The sequence below is a fragment of the Nonomuraea salmonea genome (genome assembly GCF_042428605.1).
Taxonomy (GTDB): domain Bacteria; phylum Actinomycetota; class Actinomycetes; order Streptosporangiales; family Streptosporangiaceae; genus Nonomuraea; species Nonomuraea salmonea.
This window is the reverse complement of sequence record NZ_JBHMCF010000002.1, coordinates 227,388-247,374: the sequence shown is the minus strand read 5'-3', so window position 1 is coordinate 247,374 and position 19,987 is coordinate 227,388. Positions and strand designations below refer to the sequence as shown.

Genomic DNA, 19,987 nt, shown 5'->3' with positions numbered 1-19,987 from the left:
TGTCCGCGGCGCGCATGAGGCCACACTCGGGCCCCGGCGAGCGTCCGGTCTGGATGGGCGAGCCGAGCAGGCTGGGGGTCGGTGCCCGGGGACTCGTGCTCGGCCTGGGCTGCCTGGCGGTCCTGGTGCCGTTCTGGGCGGTGCTCATGACCAGCATCGCCTCCCCGGAAGAGGTCAACAGCGCGGGCGGCTTCGTGCTGTGGACGAACGAACCGACGCTGGACGCCTACCGTGCCGTCCTGTCCGGCGGGATCGTCACCCGTGCGCTGCTGGTGAGCGCCGGCATCACCCTGCTCGGCACGGCACTCAGCCTCGTCGCCACGATCGCCCTGGCGTACGCGCTGTCGCGGCCGGGTGCGTTGCTGCAGAAGCCGATCCTGCTGATGACGCTGTTCACCCTGCTGTTCAACCCGGGCATCATCCCGATGTACCTGACGGTCAAGCAGCTCGGCCTGCTGGACGACTACCTGGCACTGATCCTGCCGGTGCTGGTGAACGCCTTCAACGTCATCGTCATGCGCGCGTTCTTCCAGGGCATCCCCGGTGAGCTGCGGGAGAGCGCCTACATCGACGGCGCCGGGGAGCTGCGCATCCTGCTGCGGATCGTCCTGCCCCTGTCGAAGGCGGTCGTCTCCGTGATCGGGCTGTTCTACGCGGTGGCGTACTGGAACTCCTTCTTCTCCGCGATGTTGTACCTCCAGTCGTCGGAGAAGTGGCCGCTGCAGCTGGTGCTGCGCACCTACGTCGTCAACAACACCCCGATCGGGGCCGACCAGCTCAGCTCGAACCTGGAGAACCTGCCCCCACAGGTCTCCGTCCAGATGGCGATCCTCGTCATCTCCGTCCTGCCCATCCTCTTCATCTACCCCTTCATCCAAAAGCACTTCGCCAAGGGACTCATGGTCGGCGCCGTCAAGGGCTGACCGGTCGTCCGCGCAGTGTGGCAAGGAGACGTCATGGCACCCACCTTCAGCCGCCGCCGCGTCCTGGCACTCGGCGCGGCAACGGGGCTGGCCCCGCTGCTCGGGGCCTGCGGCGACGGCGGCCCGAGCTCGCCGAACGGCTCGAACAGCCCGGCCGGGTCGCTCAAGCTGCCCACCTACAAGCCCGTCACCGTGGCCGCGCCCGACCTGGCCGCCGAGCCGGCCGGGGTGTCGCCGGGATACTTCACCTACCCGGCCACCTCCAGCGCCGCAGCACAGCCGGTGCGGGGTGAAGCCGTCACGGCACTGACGTACACCTATGACCCGATCGCCCCCGCGCTCGGCTCGAACCCCTACTGGCAGAACCTCAACAGCAAGCTCGGCACCGAGCTGAAGATCACGTACGTCGCCTCGACCGACTACAAGAGCAAGGTCGCCACGACCATCGCCGGTGGCGACGTGCCCGACATCGTGGCCGTCCAGGGCGTCGTCCAGCAGATGCCGGCCATGCTGCAGGCGACGTTCACCGACCTCACCGAGCACCTGTCAGGTGACGCGGTCCTCGCCTACCCGAACCTCGCCGCCCTGCCCACCGACGCCTGGCGCGGCACCGTCTACGACCAGCGGATCTGGGGCGTCCCCGTGCCGCGCGCCCGGATCGGCACGGTGCTGTACACCCGGGCCGACCTGCTGGAGAAGGCAGGGCTCGGCCTCCAGCCCGGTTCGTGGGCCGAGTTCAAGGAGATGGCGCGTGCGCTGACCGACGAGCGGGCCGGTCGGTGGGCGTTCGGGCAGATCCCGTTCAACACGATCCTCGAGATGAACGGGATCACCGGCAACTGGCCCGGCGGCGTCGGCGTCTGGCAGGCCCAAGGCGGCGTCTTCACCCACTCGGGGACGACACCGCAGTTCATCCAGGCCCTTGAGGACACCGTCGAGCTGGTGAAGTCGGGGGTGGTGCATCCCGACCACGCGGGCGCGCCCAACACGAAGCGCAACGCGTGGATGCTGGCCGGCACGACCTCGTTCACCATCGGCGGGTACGCCGGGTGGGGCAAGTTCTACGGCCAGGCGAAGGACGTGCCCGGCTTCCGCCTGACCGGCATGCTCTCGCCCACCCGCGACGGCAAGGGGACGCGGGTACGCACGCCCGGCCCGACCCTGTCCAGCTTCACCGCCATCGCCAGGACCGACGACGCCAACCGGATCAAGCAGATCCTCAAGGTCCTCGACTGGTTGTGCGCGCCCTTCGGCAGCAGCGAGTACCTGGCGCTCCGGTACGGCGTCGAGGGCCAGACGTTCACCCGCGACGGCTCCGACCCGGCACTCACCGAGGCCGGGCGCAGCCAGCTGTTCCTGCCGGTGCGCTACCTCGCCGAGGCATCGCCCGTCATCTACGAGCCGGGCAACCGCCAGGCCGTCCAGGACCAGCACGACCACCAGGTCGCCGGCGTCCCGCTCGCCGTCGAGGACCCGACGCTCGGGCTGTACTCGGAGACCGCCGCCAGCAAGGCGGCCAGCGAGCAGCAGGAGCTGGACTCGGTGCTGCTGGAGATCCAGCTGGGCAACAAGCCCGTCTCGGCGTGGCAGCCGGCCATCGAGAAGTACATGGACCGGGTGGGCGACAAGATCAAGGCCGAGTACGAGGAGCAGGCGGGTGGCTGACGTGGATTCGCACGAAGGTAGGGAGAAACCAGTGGTGAGACGGAGCAGGTTACGTCGGTACACGCGTCGCCGGGCACGTGCGGCGGTCGTGCTGGCTCTGGTGGCGGCGTTCCTGTCGCCGGCCGGTGCCGCCGTCGCCGACATGTCGGACCTCGGCCGGCTGCTCGACCTGACGCGCCCGGAGCTCGGCGCGGTGGCGGCCGAACTGGCCGCCGGTGACGAGGCGGGCGCCGCGAGCGAGCTCAAGGTCTATTACGCGGGCCGCACCGGCGTCCAGTACCCGGCTCCGGCCGCGGGCTCGGGCGGTGGCGACTCGGGCCCCGACGAGCTCGCGGCGGGGATCTTCCGGTTCGGCTCCCAGACCCGCGATTTCTACGACAGCGCCGAGCAGCGGATCGACGTCGACTGGCAGGACCTCTGGGGTGGGACACAGACCGCCCCCGGCGGCGCGCAGACGTTGATGAGCGACTTCACGTTCATGCCCAAACTGGCCTCCGCTTACCTGACCGAGAGCGACCCGGCGAAGCGTGCGGCGTACGCGAAGGCGTGGATGGACATCTCGCTGGACTTCTTCGCCGACAACCAGAGCTGGCCGCAGGGCCGCAACCTGTCGGCGGCCAAGCGGCTCGCCCAGCTGGTCAGCACGTTCTCCGTGTTCAGGGCCGATCCCGGCATCGACGCCGGCGATCTCGTGGCGTACCTGTCCGGCGTGCACGCCACGACGAACTACCTCGTCGGGGTGCTGCCAGTACATTTCGGCAACAACTGGTACATGTCGATGGCCCGCTCCGTCCACGCGGCAGCCGTGTTCCTGCCCGAGTTCTCGGCAGCGTCCGGCTGGGAGTGGTTCGCGATGCGCTCGGCCGAGCGGTTCCTGCGCACGTGGTTGAAGGGCGACGGGGTGTACCGCGAGCCGGCGTTCAACTATCAGGCGTACGTGGCGGACATGCTCAACTCCGTCATCGCACTCGCGCAGAGCAACGGACGGGCCGTTCCTGACGCGCTCGTCCAGGGGGCGGACTGGATCGCGGACTCGCTGTTCGCGACCCGTCAGCCGAACCTCGAACCCGCGGCGATCGGCGACACGCCGAACGACACCGCGGGTACGTCGGCCATCCGCAGGAGCGGCGTCCGCAACTCCTGGTCCGACTTCACCTGGGTCGCCTCCGGCCGGACGCACGGGACCGTCCCGACACTGTCGTCCACGGTGTTCCCCATCAGCTTCGCGGTGCAGCGTTCCGGGTGGGACGCCGACGCCCGCTACATGCTGATCAACAACCAGAACACCAGTTACACCGCCTCACACCGGCATCCGGACGACCTCAGCCTGGTGATGGCGGCGTACGGGCGTCCGCTGATCGTCGACTCCGGGGTGGGGGACTACAGCGCGACTCCGACGAACGAGTGGATGCGCCGTCAAACCGAGGCGCACAACACCGTCGAGGTCGACGGGGAGCCACAGGCCAAAAGCGTTCCCCGCACGACGTCGCGGTGGCGCTCGAACGCGGGCCTCGACATCTACCGCGGTGCGGCGATGGGCTACCGGCCGGTCGAGCACGATCGCGTGGTCTACTTCGTCAAGCCCGGCTTCTGGGTGGTCTCCGACGCCCTCACCGGTGACACCGCCGCGCACAAGTACCGGCAACTCTGGCACTTCCCCGGAGATCCGGTGACCGTCAACTCGACGACCAAGGCCGCCACGGTCGGGTTCGACACCGTGCCGGGAGCCGCGCCCGTCGCCGGGGTGCGGCTCATCCCGGTGGCGACGTCCGGCGCCGCGGTGACCCCCAGGGTCCACAACCATGGCGCCGTACGGGTCGGCGAGCGGGTGCTCACCGACGTCGACTTCCTGTCGTACGACTGGTCCTCCAGCGGGGCGACGGGACTGGACACGGTCGTGGTTCCCGGCCCGGCCGGCGCGGCGCCCTCGGTGACGGCGAAGCGCATCGCCATGTCCGGCGTGAGCCACTCCACGGCGACGGCGATGGAGATCGCCATGCCGGGCGCGACCGGGCGCTTCTACCTGTCGCGCGAGGCGAACCCTTCGTCGCGGACGTTCGGGGCCGCCACGACCAACGCCGAGACCGCGTACCTCGAACGTGCTTCGGGCGGCGGGCTCACCAGGTACGCGCTGACCAGAGGGACGTCGCTGACCGACGCGAACAGCACCGTCATCAGCGCGTCCGCACCGGTGTCCGACGTCAGTGTGGAGCTGAGCGGCACGACCGCCCGGATCTCGATGGGGGATCCGTTCACCGGCACGCTCTCCCTTCACGCGCCGAACGCGACCTCGGTGACGGTGAACGGCACCCCGACCGCGTTCACCCGCGCGGGTGACCTCGTCACCGTGTCACTGCAGGAACAGTTCGCCCCGGCGCCCGTGCTCGACGACGAGTTCGACGACGCCGGCCTGGACCGCACCGTCCATGACTTCGACGGGTCCTTCGGCGGCTGGACGCCGGTCCAGGGGACCTGGGCGGTGAGCGGCGGACAGCTGGCACAGACCTCGACCGCGGACATCGTCTCGTTCGCGGCGCTGCAGGACGTGCCGGATGACGTGGTCATGTCCGCGGACGTCGTTCCCGGAGCGCGCGGCCAGACCACGTCCCGTACCGGTCTCGCGTTCCGCTACCAGAATTCCCGCAACTACTACCGGGCCGAAGTGCTCAACTCCACGTCGGGCGCGACGCTCAAGCTCGTGAAGATCGACGACTCGGAGACCGAGGTCCTCGCGGAGACCGCACTGCCGGGCGGCGCGAACGTCCCGCACACGCTGGTCGTCTCCGCGATCGGGAAGCATCTGAGCGCCAAGGTCGGCGACACGTCGATCTCCGCGGACGACACGCGGTTCCCGACGGGCGGTGCCGCCGCCTACACGCATCGGCGGGCCGCGACCTTCGACGACATCGTGATCAGGGAAGGACTCGACCAGGCCAATTGGCGAGGAATAAGCGGGTCCGTGTCCGTCGCCTCGGGCAAGCTGCGCCTCACGCCGGCCGACGGCCGAGCGCACGTCCTGGCCGAGTCGACCCTGCCGAAGCGCTTCTCCGACGCGTGCGACTACGCCGTGGAGACCACGCTCACGCTCGAGGGACCCGCCGCCGGTAACGCGGGCATCTCGCTGCGGGACAGCACGGACGCGTACGGGTACCGGATCCACATCGGCAGGACGGGCGACGGAGACCGGTACGCGAGCATCATCCGCGAGGCCCACGCGTCGGGCCCCGTCATCGTGGCCAAGGCAGATCTCAGCGACCCGCTGACCGGTCCCGTGCGACTGGGCGCGGCGATTCACGGCGACCGCATCACGATGACGTTGGACGGCGAGGAGATCCTGAAGGGCCGCGACACCGTTGTACGCAGCGGCGGCGTCGGGCTCTACGCCTCCACGAAGACCTCGTTCGAGAACATCACCGTCGCCGGGTCCTGCGGGGGGCGCTAGCCCCGCCCCTGCCACGAGCAGGTGCCCTCGCCGCTTCAGGACGAGCGTGGGCACCCGCACGGTGAGGTGGATCATTACGGGGACGCGGTCGTCACCGACGAGGAGTTCGGTGCGCAGGTGACTGCGGAGTACTGCTGAGAGGCCGGCCTCCCGAGCACTGGGGGCCGGCTCTCGTTCAGCGGTGGGTGGTCCGTTCACGCGTCCCAGGGGTGGGTTTCCAGGTCGCCCAGGCGATCGACGGTCATGTGGTGCGGGTCGGGGGAGGCCGGCGGGGCACTCGCCGTGGACTGGAGCGGCCCTCCATGGCAGAGATGGTCAGGCGGGTGCCGTCGCGCGGAGCCGAGTCAGCCGGTATGCGGCCAGGAGCGACGTCCACGTCATGATGAGCGCGATGGCGAGGGCGAAGGCGACATTGGCCATGCGGGAGCCCTGCATCACGAAGATCGAGATCCAGGCCGCGAGAAAGAGTACGCCGATCGCCCTGCTCAGGGCGGCCCGGCCGCGGCGTTGGGTCGCCGCGAAGTGCCGGCCGAACGCGAAACACGCGGCGACCAGCGCGAGGAAGGCGACCCCGGAGACGAGCAGGTGCACCATCCCCTGCGTGCTCATGCTCGTGGGCGTGCCGAGGGGCGTCCCAGGCGGAAAGCCGTCGGCAGGATCGGCGGAGAAGAAGGCGGCGGCGACCATCCCGGCGCCGAAGACGCCGACCAGCCGCGGCCCCCAGATGCCGCCCCGGCTCGCCGGGTCATGCGCCCGGTGCAGGCCGACCGCTCCCGCCACGAACAGCAGGCCGCTGACCGCGAAGTTGGCGATCTGGATCCAGCCCTGGTCACCGTTGCTCAGCATGCTGGCGGGGTACCGGCTGATGTCGAACCCGTCCCTGGTGAGCATCTGCAGCAGGACCACGACGATGTAGAGCGGGCCGGCGAGGGTGCCGCACATCAGCAGTGTCCGCGTCGCCCTGCCGGCCGCTGGGGTGGTGAGGTCGCCGGTCATGTGGCCTGTTCCTCTCACGAGAACGAGATGACTTGTGGCGCGCGGGGTCATCTGCCGCCGTCCCCGCCGGTCTCGGAAACGAAGTGGTGCACGGGTAATGCGGCGGCTGTGGAGACGCCGTTTCGCGGGTCACTGTCGATCATTCGTCGTCCTCCTCCTCATCGTTGAAGTCGGGCCGGCCATTCGCGCCCGGCGGCTCGTCAAGCGGGTGGTGGTGCTCGCGCCGGGCACCCGCGAGTTCGGTGCCCAGCGCGTCCAGGCACCAGCTCCAGAACCGGCGAAAGCGCTCCATCTGAATGCCGACCTCCCGGGTGGCGCGGGGCCGGCGTCGTACGGACACAGGGGATCCCGGCCGCGTCGCCGAACACGTCGAGTGACTGCACGAGGCCAACAATCCCAGGTGTTACTTATATAAGTCAACTCTAATATGTCTTGCGAGAACCGTAGCCCGGGAAGGCGGCTACGGGGTGCACGTCCCCTTGCTGTCGGCGACCAGCAGCGTCAGCGTCGTCCCGTAGTGCAGGCGCATGCTCTGGCCGGCGGGTGGGTCCTGGGTGCAGACGGTGCGTTCGAGGTGCGAACCGTCGTCGTATCCCTCGATCACGATGGGTCGGCTGCTGACGAGTGGGAAGCCGAGCTGCAGGGCGGCCTGCTTCGCTTCGTCGCCGGCCTTGCCGACGAAGTTCGGCACGACGGGCCAATGGGTGACGCGGCCATCGGGCGGGCAGGGCACCTGCGGAGGCAGGAAGCCGAGCTCTACCTTCTTGGCCTGAGAGTCCTCGACCTGGGTGCAGACGATCCAGGTGCCGGAGTAGGACTCACCGTCGAACAGGTGGCCGTCGGGCAGAGCCTTGTACGCGGTGGCATAGGCGGGCCAGGAGCGCCCCAGCTCGCCGCTGACGGCGTCGAGCGTCTTGCCCTTGAAGGAGGGCAACGCGGGGGACGGACGTTGCGATCCTGCACTGCTCGCCTCGCCCGCTCCCGTGGAAGCTCCGCCAGAGCAGGCCGCCAGACCGAGCGCGGGCACGGTCAGCAAACCGAGTGCAAGGAGGCTGATTCTCATCACTGCAGCTCCTGATCGTGATCGGACATGGCCCGACCTTCATGGTCGTCTTCGCGCTGCGGGGCAGCGCACCGGTGATCGGTCGGCGGCTAGGCGACGTTGAACCACTTGGTGCACGTCCAGCGGTTGCTGGATTTCAAGCAGGCGCGGAACCAGCGGCCGCTCGGCTGGTTCACGCCGCGGGTGTGGGCTCCTCCTCCCTTGGCCTTGGCGTGGCAGGAGTGGTAGCCGTGGCCGTAACCGTCGCCCCAGTCGAGAGAGATCCGGTCGCCTTCGCGGAGCTGCCCGCCGTGGACCCAGAAGACGTTCTGGCCCTTGTACGGCCTGTTCGTTGACTTGACCAGGACCGCGAACGCCCCGTTGCCGCGTTGGGTGGCGGTCATTTCGATGCCCTTGTGCGCGTTGATGCCAGGCCCGCACGTGTAGTTGACGGGACCCGCGGCGGCGGCCTGCGCCTGGGCGGGCACGGCGGCCATCAGCAGCCCGGCCGCCACTCCGGCGGCCATCCAGCGTCGCATCATCCTCGCTCCTTCGCGTCCGTCGATGAACGAAGGATGGCCGAGGGGACGTTGAAGATCTGTTGAGTCCGCGTTGAAGCGCTGAAGGTCAGGGCCTGTCCCGTCAGAAGCGGAACATCTCGGCGAATCGGTCGAGCAGTGCGGGGTCGCCTTCTGTACGTACGCTGCCCTCGCGGAGTACGTCGTCAGGAGTCTTGCTGCCGCTCATCAGTTCGCGGATGGGGTGGCCGGTGAGGCGTTCGATGACGAGGTCGGGGGAGGGGTGGGGGCCGATGCCGACGGTGAGCTCTCCATGGGTGATCTGCAGGCGGAGCGTGATGTCCCTCATGCGGATCTCGTAGCCGGCGGTGATTTTTCCGGCTGCTTCCGGTCGGTAGGTGGTGTGGAAGGACATGGCGACCGATTCGGCGGTGATGAGCTCGCCCGGGCGGGGCTCGGTGAGTGTCCGCGCGCCCCAGCGGCCCAGCGCCACCAGCGCGGGCTCGAGGTCGCGTCCGTAGTCGGTGAGCTCGTAGACCACGGCGCGCTCGGGGTGCGGCAGCGCGCGGCGGGTGGCCAGGCCCGCCTCTTCCAGCTGTTTGAGGCGGGTCGAAAGGATGTTGGTCGGGATGGCAGGAAGGCCCTTGTGCAGGTCGGTGAAGCGCTGGGGCCCGATGAGCAGGTTGCGGATGATCAGCACGCTCCACCGTTCGCCGACCATCTCCATCGCGCGGGCCAGGCCGCAGAACTGTCCGTACTCCCGAGACGCCATGATGCAGATCCTAGCCCATGCTTCAGTTGACAAAGCGTACTTGTAAAAGACAAGCTATCCTGGCGCGAGATCGTGACAGGTCGTACAGAATGGAGGAGCGCATGTCGTTCCAGGCCTATCTCGACAACATCGAGACCAAGACCGGGCTGACCCCACGTGAGTTCATCGCTCTGGCGAAGGAACGCGGCTTCGACGACCCGTCAGTGAAGGCCGGAGTGATCGTCGACTGGCTGAAGCAGGACTATGGGCTCGGACGCGGACACGCGATGGCGTTGGTGCACGTCATCAAGAAGGGGCCGAAGATCGACGCCAAGCACGTCGGCAGCTCGGGCTCCCACCGCGACGAGTCCGACACGCTCTGGCTGGACGGCAAGAACAACCGCCCCTGACGAGCTGCCGCTGGGACCGGCGGAGCGTTCAGGCCCGGAGGAAGGCTCTGATCGCCAGGACGGAAGGGATCGAGTTGCTGAGCGGCTCGGTCACCCGGTCGATCCCCGCCGGCGGTACGTGGGGTGGATGATCAACGCCCCGTCCTGGCGCGGCTCGGTGTGCGGGCCGTTGTAGCACGGGAAGCCCGTCATGCGGTCTCGGACGGCGCTCCGCTGTAGGTCCTGAGGTATGCCCCGTCTCCCCGGCATCGTCTTCCGTGACCACGTCATCCCGGTTCCGCTGGTCCACGGCGTCGACGGCGCACCCGAGATCGAGGTCTTCGCCCGCGAGGTCGTGGCCGCGGGCAGGGAGAGCGACGATCTGCCATGGCTGTGCTTCTTGAACGGCGGGCCCGGCTCGAAGGCACCGCGGCCGCCGGCGCCCGCCTGGCTGACGGTGGCGTTGCGCACCCACCGCGTCCTGCTGCTGGATCAGCGGGGCACCGGCCGCAGCACCCCGCTGCACGCGCGGGCGGCAGCCGGGTGGTCGGACGCGGAGCTGGCCACGTACATCGGCCGGCTGCGCGCCGACAGCATCGTGGCGGACGCCGAGATCGTCCGGCGCAGGCTCGCGGGTGACCGTCCGTGGACGACGCTGGGGCAGAGTTACGGTGGGTTCGTCACTATGACGTACCTGTCCATGGCGCCGGAGGGACTCGCCGGCTGCCTGGTGACCGGCGGTGTGCCGCCGCTGACGGCGACCGCCGGCGAGGTGTACGCCCGCCTCTACCCTCGGGTGGCCGCCAGGAACGCCGCCCTCTACCGGCGCTACCCCGAGGACGTCGATCGGGTGCGCAGGATCGCCGACCACCTGGCCGCGCACGACGTGCGGCTGCCCGACGGAGACCGGCTCGGCGTCGCCCGGTTCCGCAGCCCGGGCAAGATGCTGGGCAGCGGCGACGGCCTCGAACGGCTGCACTGGCTGCTCGAGGACGCCTGGCACGGCGATGATCTGAGCGATTCCTTCCGGTACGCGGTGATGACGGCGACCGGGTTCGTCGAGGGCCCGCTGTCGCGCTGCAGGAGTACATCTACGGTGCCCCCCGGCCGGCCCACCGGCTGGGCCGCGGAGGAGGAGCTCGCCCGGCATCCTCGCTTCGCCGCCGACGCCGATCCGATGCTGTTCACCGGCGCGATGATGTACCGCTGGATGTTCGCGGAGATCCGCGCGCTGCGCCCGTTCGCGGGGGCGGCCGACCTGCGCGGCGCCGGGCACGCGGCGGCCTTCCTGGCCGTCCAGCGGCTGCGGCGGCGGCTCGCGCTCCCGCGTCACCTGTACGCCGCGATCGCCGGTCAGCCCAAGCCGGTCTGTCTTCGCCGGCCGGACGACGTCGTGAACGGCCTCCTGGCGCGGAGATCCCGGGCATGGGGGGTGCCTTCGTGGGCAGGTTGCGGCTCGTGAGCATCTGGACGCGGCCGCGGGAGCTGCTGGGCGGGCTGTTCTCCGGGCCGCTGGGGCGGCTGCTGGCCATCGCCCTCCTGACGAACACGGGCCGCGGCGTCTGGCTGGCGTCCTTCGTCCTGTTCTACACCCGCTCGATCGGGTTATCCCCGGCCCAGGTGGGCGTCGGCGCGCTCGTCGCGGGCGTCGTCGGCATCGGCTCCACCACGCCCGTCGGCATGGTCGCCGACCGGTTCGGGCTCAGTCGTAGCCTGCTCGTCCTCTACCTGATCAGCGCCGTGGCGTTCCTGCTCTATCTGGGGGTGACCGGCTTCTGGTCGTTCATCGTGGTGGGCTGCGTGGCCGCGGTGGCCGGGGAGAGCAGCGTCGGCGTCAGGACGGCGCTGATCACCGCGCTGGCGCCGGGCGGGGAGCGCATCGCGGCGCTCGCGAAGTACCGCGTCGTCAGTCAGGTCGGCATGGCCGCAGGAGCCGGGGCCGGCGCCCTCGTGATCCAGGTGGACTCGCGGCCCGTCTACACCGCCATGCTGGTCGGCACGGCTCTGGCGTATCTGCTCGCGGCGCTGCTCGTCGGCCGGCTGCCCAGGGCGGAGGGCGGCCGCGGGCGGCGCGGGCGGCGTGGCTCCGGCCGGGTGCTCAGGGATCACCGCTACCTCACCCTGGCGGGGTTGTTCGGCGTCCTGACCGTCAACTGGTCCATGCTCTCGGTCGGCATCCCTTTGTGGGTGGCCGAGCACACCGACGCGCCGCGCTGGACGTCGGGGGCGATCCTCGTGGCCAACACCGCCGCGATCGCGCTGCTCCAGGTCAGGTTCTCCCGGTCGGTGGAGACAGTGCCCGGAGCGGGGCGCGCCAGCGTCAGATCCGGGCTCCTCTTCGCCCTGGCCTGCGCGGTCTTCGCGACGACGGCGGGGACGTCGGGCGTTCTGACCATGGTGCTGCTGTTCGTCGCGGGCGCGATCCACATCATCGGCGAGCTGCTCTACGTCGCGGGCTCGTGGGGGGTCTCGGTGGGGCTCATGCCCGAGGACGCCCAGGGTGAGTACCAGGGGGCGATGGCGGCGGGCACGGCGAGCGCGCAGGCGCTGGGGCCGCTGCTCATGACGACGTTCGTCGTGGGGTGGGGGAGCCCGGGGTGGCTGGTGCTGGCCGGGCTGTTCGCCCTGGCCGGGTGGGCGGCGTTCGGGGTGGCCCGCAGCGCGTGGAGGCGGGTGGCACCCGAAGCGGCGGCCCCCGGAGAGGACCCGGCCAGGGCGTCCTGACGCTCAGGTCTGCAGGGGCATGAGGTGGGTGGCGAAGTCGTCGAGCCAGCGTTCGGCCGAGGGCACGGGGGTGGCGGGGCGGACGACGAACTTGGTGATGCCGGCCTCGACGAAGCGTTCGATCATCGTTCGGGCGGCGGGCCAGCCGACCGGGACGATCTCGGCGGGGTCGGCGCCGGGGTTGCGTCTGGCGATGGCGTCGAGCGCGGTGGCGGGGATCTCGGTGGTGGCGACCGCGAGGCTGGTGCCGTAGTGGTCGGCTTCGATCTCGCGGCCGGCCTCGGCCGCATGCGCGGCGATCGCCGTACGGCCCGCGGCGGCCTGGTCAGGAGTGAGGAAGCTGGCGAGCCAGCCGTCGGCGAGCCGGCCGGCGCGGCGCAGGGCGCGCTCGCCGCTGCCGCCGACCCAGATGTCGAGCGGTTTCGGTGGGAGGGGGCCGATGCCGACGTCCTGCACGGTGAAGTACTCGCCGTAAAAGGTCGCCTTCTCCTGGCTCAGGAGGAGCCTCAGCAGTTCGAGCGACTCGTCGAACACCGCGCCGCGCGGCCCGGGGACGGGGAACGCCTCCCGGTCGGCGGGTCTGGCCGGGGTCAGGCCGAAGGCCGGCAGCACGCGCTTGGGGGCGAGCGCGGCCAGGGACGCCAGTTGCTTGGCCACCCGCAGCGGGTGGCGGCCCGGCAGGATCATCACACCCGTGCCGACCTTGAGCTTGCGGGTGGCGGCCAGCGTGTACGCCATGCCGACCAGCGGCTCTACGGCCGGCCCTTGGACCAGCTCCGACAGCCACAGCGAGTCGATCCCGAGGGCCTCGGCTCGCTCCGCCAGCCCGGCGAGGTGGTGAGGGGTGTCTCCCGGCGGCGGCGCGATCCCGATGCGTACCTTCATCGGCCCATTATCGCGGCCCCGGTGACGTCGCCGGCGGTGACGTCGCGTGACTCCCCTACGGCCGCCTGAGGGCCGGCCCGGTGATCACCCACAAGACGCGCGAACGTAAGCGTTCAGGCCCGGTGCGATCGGGTGTCGCCGACACTCCAGAAGCGGTAGTGGTGGTCCTTGACGAAGTCGGCGCGCCTCCAGGGCCCGGACGTCAGGGACTGCACGTGCCAGCCGGCCTGGCCACGGTCGTCGTGCAGGCGAGGCCAGACTCGCTCGCCACCGCCGTTGGGGTCACCAGTGGCGGCGAAGCGGGTCCAGGCCGCAATCAGGCGGTCACTGAGATCGGCCTGTCGGGGCGACAGCTTGTCGAACAGGGCCAGGTCGAACAGGTACGGGAGTTCGGCCATGTGCTGGGCGGCGGCCGGGAAGCTGGGCTTGGGATAGCCCGCGTACCAAGGGGTCTTCTGCTCGGCGAACTCGAACATGCGCGTGGAGGTCCAGCGGGACAGCGCGCGGGCGGTGTCGAGAGTCGGTGCGGACCAGATCGAGTCGGTTTTCACTGCCGCGAGCGTCTGTCCCGCGGGGGCCTTCAGCGGGTAGCGCTTCAGCACGGCATCAACCTGCATGCCGTAGGCCTGCCTGACCGCGGGCTTGTAGTCCTTGGCGGGCATGGGCCCCGACCTGGGAGCTCGGGTGGCCGACGGCGTCGCCGAAGGCTGGCGCGGCATGGCCGCCATCCTGCAGAGCGTGCCGGAGGAGACCGTCTCCCGCCATTCCGCCCGCACGCTCGGCATGATCCAGACGGCACTGATGGCGGGTGTGATGATCCAGAGCCTCAGTGATCCGGCGAACGCGCCCACCTCGGCCGAAGTCCTGGAAGGGCTTCGCGCGTTGGCGAAGATCGCGAATCTCACGGAGTGATGTAGCGGTTCGAGTGGTTGGGTGATTGTCCGTTATGTCGATGGATCGGGCCATGGGTGATGTGATCTTCACGACCGCTACCAGAACTACGACGCCACCGATGCTGTCCTACGCGACGCACTCCTCGGCAGCCCATGGATGCCGCCCGACCCGGCCGCCGCCTGACGCTCCGGAGCCGGCCGCACCCTCGCACGCCTCTGAACGATCACACAGCGCGATCATCAGAACCCGGAATGCGCAGGTCGTGAATGCTTACGCGCGAACGCATACTGATCACCATCACCACTCCAAGCTCAGGACATTGCGCCGGGGAAGGGGCCGGTATAAAGCCTGCATAAAGTGATCGCTTCGGGCCCATTGATAACACCCGTGCTCACTCGTTGTCCAGTCACCAGTTTCGGCACTGGTGTGATCGAAGCAGTCGCCATCAGCCGGTACGCTGCGTCACACCCGCCCCAAATGGCCGCATCCGGCCACTTGTCGGACGAGTCGCTCGCTCGTACGACGGACACAGGGAGTGAGCGTCGGCCTAACGCCGATGACCTGCCCGTCCTTAGCCGGATATGAGCTGAAGTTCTGACGCTTTCGGTGTTACTTCTTGACATTTCGCCGGAAATGGCGCGTACTTCGATCGAAGATCGGTCTAACTACCCCCGCCCCGAGCACCGCACAAAACCCTCGCAAGCGTCACCGATTGGGGAACCATGACCGAAGTACGTAGCGGCATGGCCGAAAACCTGCTCTCCCGGCGTGCCTTCACCACCTCGGCGGCGGCCGCCGCCCTCGCACCCCTGGTCACCACGCAACCCACCGCCGCGTCGTCCCAGGCCGGCCCGGCCGCGGGCGCGGTCCGCCGCATCACCCTGTACGCCGAGCGGCTGCCGGACGGCCAGCTCGGCTACGGCCTGGAGCCCGGCAAGGCGACGATCCCCGGGCCGCTCATCGAGATGGTCGAAGGCGACACGCTGGAGATCGAGATGGTCAACACCCTCGACGTCGCGGCCAGCCTGCACGTCCACGGCGTGGACTACGACGTGGCCAGCGACGGCACCCGGCTGAACGACGGCGTCGTCGAGCCCGGCGGCCGGCGTACCTACATCTGGCGTACCCACGCGCAGGGCAGGCGCGGGGGCGGCGCCGGCATCGAGCCGGGCAGCGCCGGCTACTGGCACTACCACGACCACGTGGTGGGCACCCCGCACGGCACGGTCGGCATCCGGCAGGGGCTCTACGGCCCGCTGGTGGTCCGGCGGAAGAAGGACGTCAGGCCGGACAAGACGTTCACCGTCGTGTTCAACGACATGATGATCAACAACCGCCCCGCGCACGACGCCCCCGAGTTCGTGGCCAAGGCCGGCGAGCGGGTGGAGTGGATCGTGATCACGCACGGCGAGTTCTACCACACCTTCCACATCCACGGGCACCGCTGGGCCGACAACCGCACCGGCATGCTGGAGAGCGCCGACGACCCGAGCCGGATCATCGACACCAAGATCTGCGGGCCCGCCGAGTCGTTCGGCTTCCAGCTGATCGCGGGCGAGCGGGTCGGGCCTGGGGCGTGGATGTACCACTGCCACGTCCAGAGCCACTCCGACATGGGGATGGCCGGCATCTTCAAGGTGACCGACGAGAACGGGAACGTGCCAGGTCAGCCCGGCGACGGTCACACAGGCCACTAGAAGAACCCTCGACATCCGCGACAGATCCCGAGCCACTCTCGATCCCGAGGAGCGACGATGGGTCGAACAGACCGTTTACCGTCCCGATCATCTTTCTGGCGGCGCGTGTTGACAACGCTGTCGATCGCCGTCCTGGTGCTCGGCCTGGCGCCACCGGCCGTCACGCCGGCCCTGGCCCAGGCCCCCGCCGCCCCGGACGCCAAGAAGGCCGCCGTCCGCGTGCTGGTCTTCAGCGGCCTGGCCGCGCAGCAGGACGACCCGGTGCGGACGGCCGTGACCGCGATCAGGGAACTGAGCAAGAAGAACGGGTTCACCGTCGAGGAGGCCCAGGATCCCGCGGTCTTCACCGCCGACAACCTGGCCCGCTACCGCGGCGTGGTGTTCCTGTCCGCCAACGGCGTGACCCTGGACGAGGCGCAGCTCGCCGCCTTCCAGACGTTCATCAGGAACGGCGGCGGGTTCGTCGGCATCCGCGACGCCGCCAAGGCGCAGGTGGACTCGGCCTGGTTCACCGAGCTGATCGGCACCCGCCCCGTCGGCGCCCTGCCCATCGCCGAGAAGGTGACGGAGAGCGCGGCGAGCGGCGAGAACCCGCCGAACGAGACCAAGGACAAGGTGTTCGACGGCGACAACGACACCAAGTGGCTGGCCAGGACGCCGACCGCGTGGGTGCAGGGCAAGCTGGAGGAGCCGGTCGCGATCGCGCACTACGCGCTGACCTCGGCCAACGACTTCGCGGGCCGGGACCCGAAGGACTGGACGCTCAAGGGCTCGCAGGACGGGACGACCTGGACGGATCTCGACAAGCGCAGCGGGGAGACCTTCCCCCAGCGGTTCCAGACCAAGGACTACGAGTTCGAGAACGACACGGCGTACCAGTACTACCGGCTCGACATCACCGCGAACAGCGGAGAACCGCTCATCCAGCTCGCCGAGCTGCGGCTGTACGGGCCCGACGCCGCGCCTCCGCCCGAGCCGAAGGCGCAGAAGGCCACCGTGGACGTCGTCGACCGGCGGCACCCGGCGAACGAGGGGCTGCCGCTCACGCTGTCGCGGACCGACAAGTGGCTGAGCTGGAGCCCGAACCCGGTGGGCAAGGTCCACACGATCGCGCAGGTCGAGGAGTGGACGTACAACCCGAAGATGGACGGCAACGGCGCGTTCCACCCGGTCTCCTGGTGCCGTGACTACGACGGCGGCCGGTCCTTCTACACCGGCATGGGCGGCACCGCGGACAGCTACGCCGACAAGCACTTCCGCACCCACCTCACCGGCGCCATCCGGTGGGCGGCCGGCATCGTCAGGGGCGACTGCCAGGCGACCATCGCCTCCAACTACGCCGTGGAGCGGCTGACCGGGCAGAACGCGCAGGGCCAGATGGACCAGATCGGCGAGCCGCACGGCCTGACCGTCGCGCCGAACGGCAAGGTCTTCTTCATCGGCAAGGCGGCCTGCGCCACCGGCCCGGTCCCCGACTGGAACGACCCGAAGGTGGGCCTCGGCTGCGGCACCATCCACCAGTGGGACCCGCGCACCAAGCAGGTCAAGCTGCTCGCCACGCTGCCCGTCATGGGCAACCGCGGCAGCGGCGACGAGCTGGTCAAGAACGAGGAGGGCCTGGTCGGAATCACGCTCGACCCGGACTTCGCGGAGAACGGCTACATCTACGTCTACTGGATGCCGCACGCCTCGATCGACCGCGACCGGCGCATCGGCAAGCGCACGGTCTCCCGATTCAACTACGAGTCGCGGACCCAGACGATCGACCTGGACAGCCGCAAGGACCTGCTGGCGTGGGACACCCAGATCCACAGCTGCTGCCACGCGGGCGGCGGCATGGCCTTCGACGACGACGGCAACCTCTACATCGGCACCGGTGACAGCAACTCCTCCGGCGGGTCCAGCGGCTACTCCGGCAACAACTGGACCCAGGACTACAAGGGCACCTCGTTCCAGGACGCCCGGCGTACCTCGGGGAACACCAACGACCTCAACGGCAAGATCCTGCGCATCCACCCCGAGCCCGACGGCACCTACACGATCCCCGAGGGCAACCTGTTCACCGGCGAGGAGGAGGGCGGCGGCAAGACCCGCCCCGAGATCTGGGTGATGGGCGTGCGCAACATCGCGCGGCTCCAGTGGGACAAGGTGAACGACTGGATCACCGCCGGCTGGGTCGGCCCCGACGCCTTCGGCCCGAGCGAGACGTGGGGCCCGGCGAAGTACGAGACCGCGACCGTGCTCACCTCCGCCGGAAACCAGGGCTGGCCGTACTGCATGGGCGACAAGCAGCCCTACCGCGACCGCAGCAACAGCGACGCCACACAGCCGGCCGACTGGTACGACTGCGACGACCTCAAGAACACCTCGCCCCGCAACACCGGCCTGGTGGACATCCCGCCGGCGCGCAAGAACATGATCTGGTACTCGCCGCAGGGCGGCGGCCCCGTCTACCCCGAGCGGCAGGACGGCAGCGGGCTCCCGTCGTACCAGCAGGGCGAGGAGACCTTCACCATGCCGTACCTCAAGGGCGGCAACCAGGCGGTCATGTCCGGCCCGACCTATCACCGCTCCCTGGTCGACACCGCCAGCGGGGTCGCGTGGCCGGAGTACTGGGACGGCAAGTGGTTCATCGGCGACGAGGGCAACAGCAACAACCGCATCGCCGTGACCGTGGACCCGAAGACCGCGAAGGACGCGGGCCGGCCGGCGTTCGCCGAGGACCTGCGGCACATCATCCCGGGCGGCACCGGCGCGAACCAGCTCCAGTCGTGGATGGACGCGAAGTTCGGCCCCGACGGCGCGCTCTACATGCTCGACTACGGCAACGGCTTCTTCAGCCTGCACCCGAACCAGAAGCTGATCCGCATCACCTACAAGGGCGGCCCCGCGACGCCGGACCCGAGCGCGGCCGTGGTGCGCCCGGCCCGGCAGAACGCCGACCCCAGGACGATGACGTTCTCCAGCGCCCAGGCCGGCGGCGTGGCGTGGGAGTGGAACTTCGGCGACGGCAGCGAGCCGTCCACGCAGGCCGCCCCGACGCACACCTACCCCGGCTTCGGCGTCTACCAGGCGACGCTGAAGGTCACCTACGCCGACGGCGAGCAGTCCACCGGGAAGATCGTCGTCACGGTCGGCTGCGGCGCGCCCGACGCCAGGCCGACGGTGCAGTTCCTCGACACGCTCACCGGCGTGCGCAACAAGGTCGTCGCGGGCGGCTGCACGATCAACGACCTGATCGACGACGAGCGCCAGTGGAAGAACCACAACCAGTTCGTCAAGCACGTGCAGGCCGTCGTGGACCAGCTCCTGGCGGACGGCGTCGTCACCGCCCAGGAGGCGGACGCCCTGCGCAAGGCCGGCCGCCAGTCGGAGGTCGGCAAGGTGAGCGGGTACGAGCCCATCTTCGACGGCACGGCGTCGTCGCTGCTGGGCTGGAGCCAGGCGCCGTCCGGGCGGTTCACCCTCCAGCCGGACGGCACGATCCGCAGCTCGGGCGGCCTGGGCATGCTGTGGTACGCGGACAAGGCGTACGCGGACTTCTCGGTCCGGCTGCAGTTCCGTGACAGCTCGCCCGGCACGACCCGCGCCAACAGCGGCGTCTTCGTCCGGTTCCCCGACCTGAGGACCCCGCTGGAGCAGCGTCCCGCGGGAAGCTGCGGCACGGTCGGCTCGGCGCGCACGTCACCCGCGTGGGTCGCGATCTTCTGCGGCCACGAGATCCAGATCTACGACGGCGACACGGGCGAGCCGCAGAAGACCGGCTCGGTCTACAACTTCTCGTCCAACAGCCTGAGCCGGGCCGGGGTGACCCCGAAGGGCCAGTGGAACGACTACGAGGTCAGGGTGGTCGGCCAGCACTACACGATCATCCGCAACGGCACGGTGATCAGCGAGTTCGACAACACGCCGGGGAAGGCGTCGTCGCGCGCCGGTGACCCGCCCACGGACCTGCGCCAGTTCATCAGCGGGTTCATCGGGCTGCAGAACCACGGCGACAGCGACGTGATCGACTTCCGCAACATCCGCGTGCGCGAACTCTAGGCCGGGTGCCGGGCGCC

16 protein-coding genes are annotated in these 19,987 nt (G+C 69.6%); 9 read left to right on the top strand and 7 right to left on the bottom strand.

Features of this window, described 5'->3' with window-relative positions:
- The first annotated feature begins 14 nt into the window (after positions 1–14).
- The 3 genes from ACFFR3_RS01120 to ACFFR3_RS01110 all read left to right on the top strand — a co-directional run bounded on the left by ACFFR3_RS01120 (position 15) and on the right by ACFFR3_RS01110 (position 6,030).
- Positions 15–923, top strand: a complete 909-nt coding sequence (locus ACFFR3_RS01120) for a carbohydrate ABC transporter permease (RefSeq protein WP_364370774.1) — start codon at positions 15–17, stop codon at positions 921–923.
- 33 nt (positions 924–956) lie between these two features.
- Positions 957–2,588 carry an extracellular solute-binding protein gene (locus tag ACFFR3_RS01115; protein WP_379482451.1) on the top strand — a complete coding sequence of 544 codons (1,632 nt, stop codon included), beginning with the start codon at positions 957–959 and terminating at the stop codon, positions 2,586–2,588.
- Between the two features lie 88 nt (positions 2,589–2,676).
- On the top strand, positions 2,677–6,030 hold the full coding sequence (locus ACFFR3_RS01110; RefSeq protein WP_379482450.1) for an alginate lyase family protein: 3,354 nt from the start codon (positions 2,677–2,679) through the stop codon (positions 6,028–6,030).
- A 315-nt stretch (positions 6,031–6,345) separates the two neighbouring features.
- Here ACFFR3_RS01110 and ACFFR3_RS01105 read toward each other — a convergent pair whose 3' ends face one another.
- The 5 genes from ACFFR3_RS01105 to ACFFR3_RS01085 form a co-directional block, all read right to left on the bottom strand.
- A complete protein-coding gene (locus ACFFR3_RS01105; protein ID WP_345388588.1) occupies positions 6,346–7,026 on the bottom strand; it encodes a DUF998 domain-containing protein in 681 nt (226 codons plus the stop codon).
- A gap of 139 nt (positions 7,027–7,165) precedes the next feature.
- Positions 7,166–7,366 carry a hypothetical protein gene (locus ACFFR3_RS01100; RefSeq protein WP_379482449.1) on the bottom strand — a complete coding sequence of 67 codons (201 nt, stop codon included), beginning with the start codon at positions 7,364–7,366 and terminating at the stop codon, positions 7,166–7,168.
- Between the two features lie 120 nt (positions 7,367–7,486).
- A complete protein-coding gene (locus ACFFR3_RS01095) occupies positions 7,487–7,960 on the bottom strand; it encodes a PASTA domain-containing protein (protein WP_345388584.1) in 474 nt (157 codons plus the stop codon).
- Positions 7,961–8,178: 218 nt separating this feature from the next.
- Entirely contained in the window at positions 8,179–8,610 is a 432-nt protein-coding gene (locus ACFFR3_RS01090) for a hypothetical protein (RefSeq protein ID WP_345388582.1), read from the bottom strand.
- A 100-nt stretch (positions 8,611–8,710) separates the two neighbouring features.
- Positions 8,711–9,358 carry a winged helix-turn-helix transcriptional regulator gene (locus ACFFR3_RS01085; RefSeq protein WP_364370792.1) on the bottom strand — a complete coding sequence of 216 codons (648 nt, stop codon included), beginning with the start codon at positions 9,356–9,358 and terminating at the stop codon, positions 8,711–8,713.
- Between the two features lie 101 nt (positions 9,359–9,459).
- Between ACFFR3_RS01085 and ACFFR3_RS01080 the strand changes: the two genes are divergently transcribed.
- From ACFFR3_RS01080 to ACFFR3_RS01070, 3 genes are all read left to right on the top strand, one after another.
- Positions 9,460–9,747 carry a DUF4287 domain-containing protein gene (locus tag ACFFR3_RS01080; protein ID WP_345388576.1) on the top strand — a complete coding sequence of 96 codons (288 nt, stop codon included), beginning with the start codon at positions 9,460–9,462 and terminating at the stop codon, positions 9,745–9,747.
- A gap of 229 nt (positions 9,748–9,976) precedes the next feature.
- Positions 9,977–11,188, top strand: a complete 1,212-nt coding sequence (locus ACFFR3_RS01075) for an alpha/beta fold hydrolase (RefSeq protein ID WP_379482448.1) — start codon at positions 9,977–9,979, stop codon at positions 11,186–11,188.
- Complete coding sequence (locus ACFFR3_RS01070; protein WP_379482447.1) at positions 11,185–12,450, top strand: MFS transporter; 1,266 nt, start codon at positions 11,185–11,187, stop codon at positions 12,448–12,450. Before ACFFR3_RS01075 ends, ACFFR3_RS01070 begins: the two co-directional genes overlap by 4 nt.
- A 3-nt stretch (positions 12,451–12,453) precedes the next feature.
- Here ACFFR3_RS01070 and ACFFR3_RS01065 read toward each other — a convergent pair whose 3' ends face one another.
- Together ACFFR3_RS01065 and ACFFR3_RS01060 are read right to left on the bottom strand one after the other, a co-directional pair.
- The gene (locus tag ACFFR3_RS01065; RefSeq protein WP_379482446.1) at positions 12,454–13,335 is read right to left on the bottom strand and encodes a TIGR03854 family LLM class F420-dependent oxidoreductase; all 882 of its coding nucleotides are present in this window, start codon (positions 13,333–13,335) and stop codon (positions 12,454–12,456) included.
- A 113-nt stretch (positions 13,336–13,448) separates the two neighbouring features.
- The gene (locus ACFFR3_RS01060) at positions 13,449–13,997 is read right to left on the bottom strand and encodes a carboxylesterase family protein (RefSeq protein ID WP_379482445.1); all 549 of its coding nucleotides are present in this window, start codon (positions 13,995–13,997) and stop codon (positions 13,449–13,451) included.
- Between the two features lie 22 nt (positions 13,998–14,019).
- Here ACFFR3_RS01060 and ACFFR3_RS01055 point away from each other — a divergent pair, with 22 nt between their 5' ends.
- The 3 genes from ACFFR3_RS01055 to ACFFR3_RS01045 all read left to right on the top strand — a co-directional run bounded on the left by ACFFR3_RS01055 (position 14,020) and on the right by ACFFR3_RS01045 (position 19,970).
- Entirely contained in the window at positions 14,020–14,247 is a 228-nt protein-coding gene (locus tag ACFFR3_RS01055) for a hypothetical protein (protein WP_345388570.1), read from the top strand.
- 704 nt (positions 14,248–14,951) lie between these two features.
- A complete protein-coding gene (locus ACFFR3_RS01050) occupies positions 14,952–15,926 on the top strand; it encodes a multicopper oxidase domain-containing protein (protein ID WP_379482444.1) in 975 nt (324 codons plus the stop codon).
- A 105-nt stretch (positions 15,927–16,031) separates the two neighbouring features.
- The gene (locus ACFFR3_RS01045) at positions 16,032–19,970 is read left to right on the top strand and encodes a ThuA domain-containing protein (RefSeq protein WP_379482443.1); all 3,939 of its coding nucleotides are present in this window, start codon (positions 16,032–16,034) and stop codon (positions 19,968–19,970) included.
- The last annotated feature ends 17 nt before the right edge of the window (positions 19,971–19,987 follow it).

Coding starts and splice junctions, on each gene's coding strand:
- ACFFR3_RS01120 (WP_364370774.1), top strand. CDS start 15: ATGAGGCCACACTCGGGCCCCGGCGAGCGTCCGGTCTGGATGGGCGAG.
- ACFFR3_RS01115 (WP_379482451.1), top strand. CDS start 957: ATGGCACCCACCTTCAGCCGCCGCCGCGTCCTGGCACTCGGCGCGGCA.
- ACFFR3_RS01105 (WP_345388588.1), bottom strand. CDS start 7,026: ATGACCGGCGACCTCACCACCCCAGCGGCCGGCAGGGCGACGCGGACA.
- ACFFR3_RS01090 (WP_345388582.1), bottom strand. CDS start 8,610: ATGATGCGACGCTGGATGGCCGCCGGAGTGGCGGCCGGGCTGCTGATG.
- ACFFR3_RS01085 (WP_364370792.1), bottom strand. CDS start 9,358: ATGGCGTCTCGGGAGTACGGACAGTTCTGCGGCCTGGCCCGCGCGATG.
- ACFFR3_RS01080 (WP_345388576.1), top strand. CDS start 9,460: ATGTCGTTCCAGGCCTATCTCGACAACATCGAGACCAAGACCGGGCTG.
- ACFFR3_RS01075 (WP_379482448.1), top strand. CDS start 9,977: ATGCCCCGTCTCCCCGGCATCGTCTTCCGTGACCACGTCATCCCGGTT.
- ACFFR3_RS01065 (WP_379482446.1), bottom strand. CDS start 13,335: ATGAAGGTACGCATCGGGATCGCGCCGCCGCCGGGAGACACCCCTCAC.
- ACFFR3_RS01060 (WP_379482445.1), bottom strand. CDS start 13,997: ATGCCCGCCAAGGACTACAAGCCCGCGGTCAGGCAGGCCTACGGCATG.
- ACFFR3_RS01050 (WP_379482444.1), top strand. CDS start 14,952: ATGACCGAAGTACGTAGCGGCATGGCCGAAAACCTGCTCTCCCGGCGT.